This window comes from Leptothoe spongobia TAU-MAC 1115, from assembly GCF_018739885.1.
GTDB lineage: Bacteria > Cyanobacteriota > Cyanobacteriia > Phormidesmidales > Phormidesmidaceae > Leptothoe > Leptothoe spongobia.
Genome location: NZ_JADOES010000029.1, coordinates 1 through 13143 on the forward strand (window position 1 = coordinate 1; position 13143 = coordinate 13143).

At 48.3% G+C, this 13143-nt stretch carries 10 protein-coding genes; 1 reads left to right on the forward strand and 9 read right to left on the reverse strand.

Features of this window, described 5'->3' with window-relative positions; translation table 11 throughout:
• Positions 1-2251: 2251 nt before the first annotated feature.
• From IXB50_RS14240 to IXB50_RS14265, 6 genes are all read right to left on the reverse strand, one after another.
• Positions 2252-2395, reverse strand: coding sequence for a LamG domain-containing protein (locus IXB50_RS14240; protein WP_215609647.1), 144 nt, complete (start codon positions 2393-2395; stop codon positions 2252-2254).
• Positions 2396-2486: 91 nt separating this feature from the next.
• Positions 2487-3284, reverse strand: coding sequence for a cyanobactin maturation protease PatG family protein (locus IXB50_RS14245; RefSeq protein WP_215609648.1), 798 nt, complete (start codon positions 3282-3284; stop codon positions 2487-2489).
• 291 nt (positions 3285-3575) lie between these two features.
• Positions 3576-4400, reverse strand: a complete 825-nt coding sequence (locus IXB50_RS14250) for a lipase family protein (RefSeq protein ID WP_215609649.1) — start codon at positions 4398-4400, stop codon at positions 3576-3578.
• Positions 4401-4439: 39 nt separating this feature from the next.
• Positions 4440-5495 (reverse strand): LamG domain-containing protein, encoded by a 1056-nt coding sequence (locus IXB50_RS14255; RefSeq protein WP_215609650.1) that lies wholly within the window; start codon positions 5493-5495, stop codon positions 4440-4442.
• Between the two features lie 26 nt (positions 5496-5521).
• On the reverse strand, positions 5522-6346 hold the full coding sequence (locus IXB50_RS14260; RefSeq protein ID WP_215609651.1) for a cyanobactin maturation protease PatG family protein: 825 nt from the start codon (positions 6344-6346) through the stop codon (positions 5522-5524).
• A gap of 44 nt (positions 6347-6390) precedes the next feature.
• Positions 6391-7284 (reverse strand): S8 family serine peptidase, encoded by an 894-nt coding sequence (locus IXB50_RS14265; RefSeq protein WP_215609652.1) that lies wholly within the window; start codon positions 7282-7284, stop codon positions 6391-6393.
• Between the two features lie 1115 nt (positions 7285-8399).
• Between IXB50_RS14265 and IXB50_RS14270 the strand changes: the two genes are divergently transcribed.
• Positions 8400-10064, forward strand: coding sequence for an AraC family transcriptional regulator (locus IXB50_RS14270; RefSeq protein WP_215609653.1), 1665 nt, complete (start codon positions 8400-8402; stop codon positions 10062-10064).
• A 107-nt stretch (positions 10065-10171) separates the two neighbouring features.
• Here the strand turns inward: IXB50_RS14270 and IXB50_RS14275 are convergent, their stop codons facing one another.
• From IXB50_RS14275 to IXB50_RS14285, 3 genes are read right to left on the reverse strand one after another with little or no spacing between them, the layout of a single operon-like run.
• Positions 10172-10969 carry an ABC transporter permease gene (locus tag IXB50_RS14275; protein WP_215609654.1) on the reverse strand — a complete coding sequence of 266 codons (798 nt, stop codon included), beginning with the start codon at positions 10967-10969 and terminating at the stop codon, positions 10172-10174.
• Positions 10969-11652, reverse strand: a complete 684-nt coding sequence (locus IXB50_RS14280) for a response regulator transcription factor (protein WP_215609655.1) — start codon at positions 11650-11652, stop codon at positions 10969-10971. The genes IXB50_RS14275 and IXB50_RS14280 overlap by 1 nt, the downstream gene beginning before the upstream one ends.
• A 19-nt stretch (positions 11653-11671) precedes the next feature.
• Complete coding sequence (locus IXB50_RS14285) at positions 11672-13069, reverse strand: ATP-binding protein (protein ID WP_215609656.1); 1398 nt, start codon at positions 13067-13069, stop codon at positions 11672-11674.
• Positions 13070-13143: the final 74 nt, after the last annotated feature.

Below are 13143 nucleotides of genomic sequence, written 5' to 3' on the forward strand. Positions count from 1 at the left end.
CCTCTATTATCCCTAACGGGGAAGAACCTGAACTCTACACTAAATGTAGGGGGCTCCACGGGAATTCCGGAAGAGCCGATTTATGGGCATTGGTTCCCGTTGTCAATCTAAACTGCCAACTGGCTCACCTTTAAACAAAGCGGTTGAAATTACCAAAATTATTGCGGCGATCATCGTAAAAACGAAACAGAATCAGTCACGGGGGAACAATTCAAAATGATGAGTCCAAAATTCAAAATTGATTTTTACATTTTTTGAATTTCTAATTTTGAACTTTGAATTACCTTCCTTTTGGCCAAATCACAAAAGGGTTTGATTTTTTGGGTATTGGTTTTCGTCATAGGTGTTGGGGGTGGCGAAAAAGACGGTGGACCGGATGCGGGAAAAAGCGGCCTGGCTTTACGAGCAAGGCGTTGATGATATTGGCGTTGGGGCGTACCTGCGACGGTGGATTGGGATGGGTGAGGATCCGTGTGGATGAGGTGGCTAATGGATTGTGTTTGCTGGGTTTCGTTTCTCAATCCAGCCTACGGCGATAAGCGATCGCACTATGTGAGGTCCACGCTGTCGTTCCGGCTGCGGTCCCGCGTTTTTTGGTCTCGGTGGGACTGTCAATTTTCGCTCCGTTGCGGCGGCCCCGATCTCGCGGCGCGAGCGCAGTGCTCATCTGGCTATTGGCATATATCTTTCGCGAGCTGGCTTAGCTTATTCCCAGCCGACGGGTCGGCTGCGCTTAGTGACAGGGGGTCTAGGACGAACAGGTGTCCCGTTGTTTCGTCAACCCTTGCTTGGAGGTCCTGGATGGAATGGGTGGTTGAGACGTATTTGGCCAGTGCTTCTAAATCATTCGCAGCCGTCTGGCGCGCACGCGGTGCCAAACCCTTGAGAATCCCGGTCCCGTCTCCGCCTTCCCGCAGTGGCGTTATCTCCGGTCCGTCAATTATCTGCGTTAGATACCCGTAACAACATTCGTTGGATTCTTCTGCACACGCGACCTTAAATAAGTACGGGTAGGTGCGCACGGTCCTTATCCCTCCGGCTTCCAGTGTCGCTAGCAGGTGGAGCTCGGATAGTAGCGTTTCTTTGCAGGTTGTGCTGCTTCCCATCGCGCTTGCCTCCTTGCACGTTAGGAGGCCTATCCCTTGCACTGCTCGGAACTTCCATAGCACCTTGAACGTGCCGCTAACCGCCTCGTTAAACGGTCCTCCGGTCTTTGTCCTATCATACGTTCGGCACGAGGGGCTGCCCTCGCCAGTGGTCGCCGCCCCCGCCGCTGGTGTGCATTCCTTCCATTGCCATGCCTCGATCAGACGCTTCGCTTGCTCGAACCGCTGCTCTATTGTATTGGCCGCAGCACGCATCACCACGTTTGGCACCTGCGCGGTCGTGCCTCGCTCGGGTGCTAAAGCGTTCCGTCGGGCCGCCGTTGTCTCAACGTTGTACTGTTGCATTTGTCGCCCTATTGATTGATGGGCTGTTTTTGGTGGTTCCGTCATCTTTTGTCTCCTCGGTCCGTTGCTTTTTTTCGTCGCTCTCAGTGCATTCCTTCTCTCACTACCATCCGCTCACCCAGCATTACTGGTCTAACACGGCGCGATGGACGCAGTCCTGCTCATATATCTCTCATATATCTCTCCGCTCGGCCATGTATCGGGGGCACCGTTTAACTCCGTTCCTTTCGCCCCGAGCCCTTTGCTCGCCTCGATAGCCGTTTTGTCCGGTTCGGCTCGATTTATGCGCTCGCCATTTGGCACTTCCCCTCGGCTTTTGTCGCACCGACCCGTTTGGCAACGGTTTCAGGTGTTGCTTGCCTTTTACCTCCATCGTGTTATTTGGGAACATTTAGAACTGTTGCTGGTTGTCGACGCGTTTGCTATCGACGTGCTTATCTACGCGCCGGCCTCCGGCTTCTCTCTCTCTCTCGTTGGCGATGTTTATGGTACGTACTGCGGCCTACTTTCTCTGCCCTTCGCTAGACTATTCACCGCCGTCATCCGCAGAACCCCTGCCACCCGTGATTCCGCTTCCGCTTCAATTCCGGACTTATGCATCGCCTCTGCGGGATTATCGGGTAGTTCCGATTTTTTTTGTTTTTTTGTCTGTATTCACCGTGCGTTCCGATTTTTGCTCATCTGGTTCGTCCGTTGTCTCCGATGGTTTCGATTTCTCTATTTCCCCCGGTCCCATCCGCATCCCGTCACCATACCCCACGACCCAATCAAATCCCCCCCTATCTCCCTAAACCCCTGCTTCATTCCCCCTGAATCTCCCCCACCGATCGCACCCGACTCCACATCCGCACCTCCCGAATCACCCCCCGATAAAACCCACTCAACGCCTTGTTACTCACCCAAATCCCCACCACCGCCGCCCCCTCTCCTGCCTCCGGCACCATCGCCGTTGCTCGCCCCCAAACGGGACGTGTCCACCTTCGTAAACGGCAGCGTCATCCCATGTAACAGTGCCGCCCGTGGCACCACGGTTACTTAGAAACTCGGCCGCTCGTAATACGGCTGCAATCGCTCGACTAAAAAGGGATACCTGCTACCCACATCGACGCTGGCATAAAAGCGGTTTTTAACGTCCGTACTGTTATCGCGATAGGTGAAAATCACATCGACAATCCGGCGGGTGCCACTAGCATTGAGCCGCGACATTTGCACATTCACCCCATCCAAGGATTTCTGATCTTGGTTTTGTAAAAATGTTTGGTTATACACCTCGGGATAGCGAAGCAGCAGGTAATTGATGGCGCGATGCTCGTCCAAATTCCCCACATTGTCCGCCAGCTGCATCAACAGATTAAACACATATCTGGCCAGGTCATTGCGTTGATTCTGGGGCAGGGTGACGCCTTGATCTGGGGTGATTTGTCCTAGAAACCCTTGCACCTCAAAACTGTAGGTGTTGTCGACATAGACAATGGGAATCTGTAACCCGTTGCACTTTTCCGCAGAGGCAATGGGGCCTAGATCTCCAATCACCACATCCACATCATCTGTTATATCTGCAGGCTTGTTGAGCATGGCAATCAAGGCTTCTAGCTCCACTTGACTGCGGGGTTCAAGGATGTAGGTATCCACATTTTGAATCGAAAATACCCAGCACATGTCGCGGGCAATATATAGATTCTCCGGCTTATTTAAAATCTGATACTGTACGTCTCGCTGGGTAATGCGGGTGACCTGATCCGGGTTGGCCGCCTGGGCAAATTCTTTTTCTAGGCCCATATTCGGGAAGCGCGGAATCACCGTCCCCAGGGCATACACATATTGACTATCCATAACGATCCAACGCTCCTAGCCGTTGTAAGGGTGTGCTACTGCGGCACCATTAATCCAGCGGTGAGTAACAGTACAACATCGGCCCATCTCAATAAATGAACGTGAAAAGGCGACTTTAAATTCCCTTTTATGGAAAAATCTATTACGCATTAGAGAGATATCTATCGCTAACTTTTCTAATACCTAATATATCAACCCATATTTTTACAAATACGGCTAATTTAATGGCGTTTCCTGCCTAAATCATGATGTTGTATTGCAGTGGGGTAAAGCTAACAAGACCCGTTCTCCTCACCGCTTATTCTCCTCTGGCTGTTTGGGATGTTGCAAAGCATAAAGGTAAGCCCCTTTAACACTATGATTTTCCACAATCTCACCATACTGCGCCGTAAAATCGACCGGAACCCCAACATGTTTATAAATGGGCAAAGGTAATTTACTCGACGTTACCGACAATGGCACAGTCGGAACAACATCACAAGTATTAACCACTCGGTAGGTTTCCACCTCATTCGCATTGTAAGCATCCGCAAAATCTGGATCTCCCGTTCGGGGGCTAGCCAGATTGTAATGAATCACAGGTAAACTAGCCTTGTACGATGTGTTTGTTATCACATCGGGTACGGCCAGCGTGGACAGCGATGACCCCAAACTATGCCCCGCGATATAAAGCCTTTTAGGATTAGGTATTTCCTCCAGATATTTATGAATCGTGTCCCTCATTGTCTCATAAATGCTAAAGAAACCCTGATGAACGCTGCCATAGCCAGGGGCTAGACTATAGGGAGTTTGCTCCAGCTTTATATTCTCACTCCAATCAGAATGAGACTCCGTACCCCGAAATATCAGGTAAACGTCGTTGTCCTCCGTTGAAGCAACAAAAGCAAAGGGTTCCGCTCTGCCAAAGATACCCAAAAACCTCGTATCTTCTCCCCAAATAGGCTCACTATAGGCTAGCTTAGGCCCTTTAGGTGCCCAACCAAATCTGTTCTTGGCTTGCATGCCTTGATACAGCCATTGGCTATACATATCATAAGCCGTAATCACTAATTGATTGAGAAAAATCGCTTTTTCAGAATCAAATCCAGGAGGGAAATACATTGGAGAACTGCTCATAATTATCTCCTGAAACTGGCATCATGACTAAACTGTGGATCAGCAAACGATGTAGTGAGGACTACTCTCCTCACTATCCTCCAAACTATTTACCGCCGTCATCGGCAAAACGTGCTGGGCAGGAGCCGGTGGTTTCTTTGGCCCTTGAGTCCCATCAGTGTCCCCTGACACCTTTAGCATGTCTCTCCCATACACCCATAACCCAATCAAATCTCCCTCAATCTTCGTAAACCGCCGGTTCAAATTCTTCTGTATTTCCACTGAAGATCGCGCCCGATTCCAAACCCGTACTTCTTGGATCACCCCCCGATAAAATGCACTCAGGGCCTGATGGCTCACCCACATCCCCACCACGGTCGAATTCGCCTCCGGCATAGTCGCCACTTGCCCGTTGGCATAGATCATCACCCCCTCTTTTCCATGGGTTACTGCAATATGGATTCCAGGGACAGGGGATGAGGATGTTTGCCCACCCAGGGGCACTGGTGTCGCATCAGCTGAGGTTGGTGTCATCACAGAAAGGGTGCAAACGCCTAACCCAATCAACATCAACATCTTCGGCTCCGTGATCGGCTCCTGCAACGTAAATTCGATGGTTCTGGATTTCTGCACTGCCAACGCCAATGCACTATTGCCCGGCCCCGATCGGGCCTTGCTCACCCCCACAAAGGGCAGTGTCATTTCATGTAAGGGTGCGCCAGCGAGCACTACCGTCAGGGCATAACTGCGCCCCTTTGTGGGGGTAAAAGCTTTTGCCTGAGGCCAATCCGGGTCACCACTCAAAACTCGATAGTTCCCCTCATCATCTAGCGCACTCACCCATACTGCCTGGGGCAACCAACAAAAGCTCGCTGGAATTTTATCTGGCTCTGTCGTTAACAGTTTCAGGATAATGGTTTTAATGCTATCACTGGGGATTTTCGTTCCTGTGACATGGGCTCGATAGATTTCAGTTCCCTCTGGTGTTGCCGAAAATACAACCTGGGACGGTGCCTCTCCCGCCTCAGTCACAATATCCAATACAAGCTGTGAACCGTCAATCGCTTGCCGCTTCGCCGTTGTTTGCTGAATCCAGATATCAGTGATACTTGCCATTAGCCTCGAAGTGATAGGAATTTAGTCTAGAAACTAGGCCGCTCATAATATGGCTGCAATGCATCTACCAAGAAAGGAAACATTCCTCCAACATCGACGCTGGCATAAAACCGGGTCTTAACGTCGGTTTGATCATTTCGATAGGTGAAAATTACTTCGACAATCCGTCGGGTTCCACTGGCATTAAGCCGCGACATTTGGACATTCACTCCATCAAGAACGTGTGGTGGATCCTGCTGATACTGCTCAATTGTTTGTTTATAGACTTCGTGATAGCGGAGAGCTACATAATTGACAGCACGATGTTCATCCAAATTGCCCACATTATCCGCCAGCTGCATTAATAGTTTGAACACATATCTCAATAGATCGTCTTCACTGCGTTGGCTATCGATAGCCTGACGAAGATTACTCAGAAACTCTTGAACTGTAAAACTATAGGTATTATTGAGAATCACAATGGGAAGTTGTAAACCATTGCACTTTTCTGGTGGCGCAATCGGACCCAGGTCCCCAATGACAACATCCACCTGCTCTTCATTTGATGGTTCAGAAGATCCCTGTGACGTCGAATGCGGCAGCATGTTGATCAGTTGCTGCAGTTCATCATTAGTCTTAGGTTCAAGAATATAGGTATCCACATTTTGAATCGAAAACACCCAGCACAGGTCTCGGGCAATATATCGGTTTTCAGGCTTATTCAAAACCGAATATTGAATTTCCCACATGCGTGTACTTTGTCCTTCGGTGTCTGCGTCTTGTACGACGGCTTGCTTATACTCCTTTTCCAAGCTCATATTGGGGAAGCGAGGAACCACAGTCCCCACAGCATAAACATATTGACTATCCATAACAATCGAACTCTCCTACACTTGTAATATTTTTGTCATGGTTTTTATCCGGTTTGATCACTTAAAAATTGCCAACTTTCCCAAGCATCGAGCAGGGGCGGACAAACGCTGCCTCGCCTCACCCCAGGCCGCAAAATGGCCCGGCGAATTTGCGCCGCACTCTGCCGGGGAAACAGGGACTGGAGCAGTGCGATCTCACCCGTCACAAAGGGAGCGGCAACACTGGTCCCACTCATGGAAGTGAAGCCCGTCTCAGGGGCAGTACTGGTCACATTCACCCCTGGAGCGATCAACCCTGAGCGGCCCACTGAAAGACCAAGATTTGATCCATGGGCAATCTGCCCGCGAGCATCGCAAGCAATCACAGGAATTGTCCAGGGATGTTTAAACAGGGGCAGGGGACCGAGGTTCCCTTGGTTACCCGCCGCCGCCACCAGTAGCACCCCTTTACCCATGGCATATGCGATCGCCGCCTCAAGGTCGGGATAGTCAATCAACGCCGTATTCGCTAGCCCCAAACTCAGATTGATCGTATTAACGCCTGCATCAACCGTCTCACAAATCGTCCTCGCCAGTTCTTCTGTTGTCACTTCGGGACAAGGCGGGTTGCCGTACATTTCTTCACAAAAAATAGGCCGCACCAAGATCGTACAGTTCGGACAAATGCCTGGCGCTTGAGACCCTCGCCGACTACAGAGAATGCCAGTGATGAAGGTTCCATGCTGACACGCTAAACTATTAATGTTCTGACAATTGATCGAAGCTCCTCCCAAAAGCGTCTGCGATCGCGCTCCAACCAAATCTGGATGGGCTCCAACGGGGCCATCAATCAGACCAATCCGGATTTCTGGCTCACCTTCAGAGAGTTTCATCAATCGATTCAGCCTGGTCAGCTCTAGTATCGAGTTGTCTTCCCTCACAGCAGTGGTCGTTCCCATGGGTTGATCTCACCTGATTCAAAACCGATCGATTAGCTCTAAGTCTAGATCGGCTCGGGGTAGCAAAAACCGCTTTTCAAGCAATCTCTTAGAAATGAGAGTTTAATAACTTTCATTCTTTTGCTTAAGGCAAGCGGGATAACGTTGCCCCTCCTGGGAGGGGCAGTGGGTTGGATTGGCCCTTAGCGCAAGTGACCGAAACCAACCTCGTCTACAGCATCCCTTCCAGGAGGAGAGAAACTAGCACATTATTCAATGCCTTACTCTTAGAGAAAGCCAGAGAAACCCCTACCATTGAAGCAAGTCAGGTATCTCCTCATTTCGCTGATACTGAACTTTACCAAAAAGGCTTTGCTAATACCCTGTCAATTCGACGTTTTTTCCAGTTTCAATCAATGATAGTTTTCTCACTTATACGGTAAAAATGACGATGCATCATGTGTGCTACATTCTCTTAAGAAATAATCGAAGTTAGAATTTATATCTGTGAATACGCATAGGGCCTATAAAATCTATGCAGCATCTTTGATGATACCCAGCAATTTTACTGAATGCTTGAAAAATCCAATTCTTCTCTTAACCAGCCAAGTCATCATATATGCTTTAAGTTAACGCATTAATTGTTAGGTAATCTCACGCACGTATCCTTACTTAAGCCTGCTCTACTAAATCTGCTTAATTGTTAGGTAATCTCACGTACATATCCTTACTTAAGCCTGTTCTACTAGACCTACTTAATTGTAATATCAACCTTCCATCAAAGGAATTAAGGGGGCCAGCTTAAAGTGAAACGTTTTCCTAAGGGTAGTATTCAGAAGATAGAGGTCTGAAACTTCGAACTCACCGGCTTTTGACTGTAGTTCTTGAATTCTTGTCTAGTCAGTTTTTCCCGGCTTAAGCTGATATGATACGTTAATTATGAACAATTTATTGCATTGTCAATATCGATTTCTTTTTTCAGCTAAGTTTATAAAAACAGCTTTTTAGATTAAAAAGCATTTCACGTTAAAATGAACAAAATTTGCAGGAAAATAGGGTTGAAGTGCCTCGCTCCTTGCCATAAAGTAGGTGGCTTTTGATTATTTGGATTCATAATACAAACTATCGAAACTCTAATGAAACATACAGAAAGGGTTGATGGGAAAAAGAACGAGCGCATATCCATAGTGCATCGAGCTCTTCAAAAATCCTATTATTGGCATCCTGACCTGCGATGGAAGATTCAACCTCTGATAATCTCTTCGTTAAAGAACTTCGATATCCTTAGCGGTCGTTTAAGAATAAATTATAGGGGTGAGTTAGTATTTGGCTGTTGCGAAAAGGAAATTCAAGCTGACTGGTATCAGCTCGGCAACAGTAAAAGCGTCTCGTCTATTGATGCTCCTGTTAGAGCCACCAGCATAAACTTACAGAGTGCCCCCAAGTCCAATATTGATTCCATATCGAATACGAATCTATCTACCTTTGTTCATCCAATTATCCATGCTGATACTGAATTAGGCGTCTTGGAGGTTACCACACCTTTTCAGGGCAAGAGCAAAGTGTCCATGCAGGAAATTATTGCAGAGTTAGCAAAAAAGTGTGGCTACATTATCCAACGTCAACAGCTTGAGGAATGGACAGCAAATAGCCCAAATGGCAACACGATGTCTATTGTAGGCACCAGCCCTAAGATTCATACCGTTGAGCATTTTATCGAAAAAGCTACCAGGTCAAATTTACCAGTTTTGATAGAAGGCGAATTTGGAACTAACAAGCTGAGTGTCGCTGTAAGTTTACATGCTATGGGTCCCAGGAAAGATGCACCTTTTGTTGAAATTCGATGTGGATTGCCAGCTGACAGCCCAGAACAATGGATAACCCAGGCAAATGGTGGCACACTATTTTTGAATGAGGTAGATCGACTACCATTAGAATGGCAGAATAAATTAATTTACTTTCTTACTTCACGCCAGAATCAATGGCTGGAAGCTAATGTTGAAAGTGATTACAGACTCATAGCGAGCAGCAGCACCGACTTAAATGAATTGGTGTTAGAGGAAAAGTTTCTACAAGAACTTTTAGTCGAAATAGATTTTCTATCAATCAAGCTCCCTACTCTAAAGGAAAGGCAGAGCGACATCAAAGATTTGGTAAATGCAGCATTGCTTCGTCATTCTGGAACCGTCAATATCCAAGTGGATGAAAACATGTCACAAATACTGGAAAACTATACCTGGCCCCAAAATGATTTTGAGCTAGAACGAACGATAGCCCGTCTAGCTATCATGGCTGACTCTGATACTATTACAACTAATCTAGCTCAGCTTTATACACCATGGCTTTTGGGAGAATCTCACCAATGCCATAGCGACTCAAGTATCTTAGGCTGTGACTATGACGACGATAAGCTCCATCAATGCCAACTCATTGATTGGATGATGGGCAAAGAGTCCATAGAACCTAACTTTCCTCATGAAGGATTACGTCGAGTTGTCATTTTTATTCGAGATAATTATAACCGCGAGATCACCTTAGGGGAACTATCAAAAGTCGCCTTACTCAGCACCTCTCACCTTACCTGCCTGTTTCGCACTGGTCTGAACACTTCCTTTAAAAGCTTACTCCGAAAATTGCGCATCGAAAAGGCCAAAGAAATACTCATCAACAGCCCAAAACTTCAAATTACTCAGGTTGCAAGACAAGTAGGTTTCAGTGATCTCAGCCACTTTGAACGTAGCTTTAAAAGTATTGTTCACATGCCAGCACGAGAGTTTCGACAACAGGCCCTCGAACGTTAAATAAATAACCTTACCTCAGTCAGAAAACTTAAGAGATTATCCTACAGGATTATCTCTTGTCAAGGGTGGTGTTTAATGAATTGTCTCGTTAACAGAGTTTGAGTTTGTTAGTTTCGTTTCTTTGGATCAACTAACTGCATTGCCTGATTAAAAAACTGTTGTTTGATGCTAAAGGTAACCAAAATTGCCGTTGTTAACGTAGCAAAGGCCAGCATAAACATAATCAGCATTTGATAAAGGGCGGCGTTGAGGGGATCGGCTCCGCCCAAGATTTGGCCGGTGATCATGCCGGGGAGGGTGACGAGTCCGACGACCATCATGGAGTTAACTGTGGGGATGAGACCGGCTTTGATGGCGTCTCGACGATAATTGGCAATGGCCTGATTAGGCGTTGCCCCCAGGCTAAGATGAGTTTCTATGTCGGTACGATGGTTGCGGAGAGCATTGACCAGGCGCTCACCGGTTAACGATGCCGCCGTGAGGGAGTTACCAAGCACCATGCCGGTGAGGGGGATAAGATAGCGGGGCTCGTACCATAGCTCAGGCCGCACCACAATCGTCATCGTATAGGTGATGGTAAGGGCGGTACTGGTAAAAATTGCTCCCCATAGCCATAGGGCAAGACGAGGAATGTCTTTGCTAATGCGGTTGCGGGCAGTGAGGGCAGCAACCGTGGTCATGACAAGCAGTACCAGCAGAATCAGACCGGGACTACTCAGGGTAAAGACAATGGAGAGAAAGATACCGACAGCAAAGAGCTGAACAACTGTGCGTAAGGTGGCGAGGGCAATGGTCCCGGCCAGACCAAGCTGTTGCCAGAGGGAGAGGCCAATGGCAACGGCGGCTAGCCCCATGGCCCAGGCAATGCGGATAAGGTCTAGTTCAATGGTGGTGGGATTTGACATCACTCCCGCAGCACGTAACCTACACCTCTAACGGTCTGGATCAAACGCTTTTCACCTTCGGACTCTAGTTTCAGGCGTAGATAGCGAATATACACTTCAATAATGTTTGAATCGCCCATGAAGTCGTAACCCCAGACTTTTTCTAAAATCTGATCGCGGGTGAGTACCTGGCGGGGATGGGCAATCAGATAGTCCAATAGGTCGAATTCTTTGGCGGTTAGTTCGATGCCGCGATCGCCACGAAAGACTTCGCGAGTTTTGCGGTTGAGGGTGAGGGTTTCGAACTGGAGTGCTTCGGCTTCCTGGGGATCGTTGCGGCGAAGGTGGGCGCGGACACGGGCGAGGAGTTCTTCGATGCTAAAAGGTTTGACCACATAGTCATCGGCACCGGCATCGAGGCCAGCGACACGGTCAGCAACGTCGTCCTTGGCGGTCAGGAAAATAATCGGCATCTGAGCGCCGGTACTACGTAGTCGACGGCAGACTTCCACACCGGCAAGGCCGGGCATCATCCAGTCGAGCAAAATCAGATCTGGCACATTGTCCCGTGCTGCCATCAGCCCAGATAGGCCATCGTTGGCTACGGCAACGTCATAACCTTCGTACGAGAGTTCCATTTGCACAAATTTAGCAAGCTGGGTCTCGTCTTCAATCACTAAAATTTTGGCTGAGGTCTCTGGCATGATGGATGATTAGTTCTGACTAGGTCGGCAGACTGACGGTGAATATACTACCTTCACCTGGCTTGGACTGTACCTTAATTTTGCCCCGCATGCCCTCTACCAGGGTTTTAACTATGGATAGTCCAAGGCCGGTACCGCCTGTGGCACGGGAACGGTCTTCGTCCACTCGGTAGAAAGGTTCGAAAATTTGGGTCAGGTCGGTGGTGGGGATACCGCGACCGCGATCGCAAATCTGAATCACCGCCCATTCCCCTTCTTGCTTGAGGCGTACCTTCACAACAGTATCGTCTTCAGAATACTTAACCGCATTGTCAATCAGGTTAATTAACACCTGCTTTAGTCGATTGCGATCGGCCCGAGCATCAAAGCCAGTTGCCTGAATATCCACATTGACCCGGTCGCTAGGATAAAGACACATTTCAACGGTTTCTACAATCATGTCCTTCAGAGGCACCCGTTCTATATGAAACCGCATGTGACCACCATCGGCCCGAGCCAGGTCCAGCAGATCCTGCAACATACGAATTGTCCGATCCGCCTCTGACGCGGCAATTTCTAACCCCTCTCGCTGGGGTTCGCTGAGGGTATTGCAACGGCGCAGGGTGCTTTGCAAATAACCATGGACCAGGGTGAGGGGAGTGCGCAGCTCATGGGACACATCACTCACAAACCGACGCTGCTGATCCCAGGCGGCTGACAATCGACCCAGCATCATATTAAAGGCCTGGGCCAAATCCCTAACCTCAGTGGGAGCGCGATCAAGTTCTAAATGGGTATCAGCCAGATTATCAGGACATACATTCGCCGCCAGCTCATTCATTTTACAAACGGGCTTAATGGACTGACGTACATAGATGGCAATGACCAGGGCTGACAGACCAATGACAAAAATGCTGGCCAAGGTCAGATCTCGAGTAACAGCGGAGAAACTGGCCTGATTTTGAGTGATGTCATCAATTACAAAGAGATCCCCTAGAAGATTTCCGTTTACCTCCAGGGGAGAAATACAAATGATCAACTCACGGTCCTGGATATTCACGCTATCCAATGTCTGAGTGGCAGGCAGTTCAAGCACTTCCTCAGCAAAACCATCTTTTTGCCAGGAACCCATTTCAAGGGTATCGGACTGGGCGATCAGCTCTCCTTCTGGGGAACGGATCCAAATGGCGGTATCAGCTGTCGAACGATAGTTGATCACCTTTTCCAGCGCCATTGTGGATGGCAATGTCTCATCCATCCAGGCCACATCCTGACCAAAGCGATCGGCTATTTCCAATGCATTATCCTTATGTCCCTTGATCAGAATTTGCTGCATTCTAAAATTGCTCCAGGCGGTCATCCCACCAAAGCCAAGGATAGAGGCCAGCACCATGCCAGCGGTAAGGCGAAACTGAATACAACCTGGATCAAATTTCATCGGAATAACAAACGGACAGCACAGATCAAAACTTTTCTATCTGCAACGACTCTATCTAGATAAGCTGAGATAAT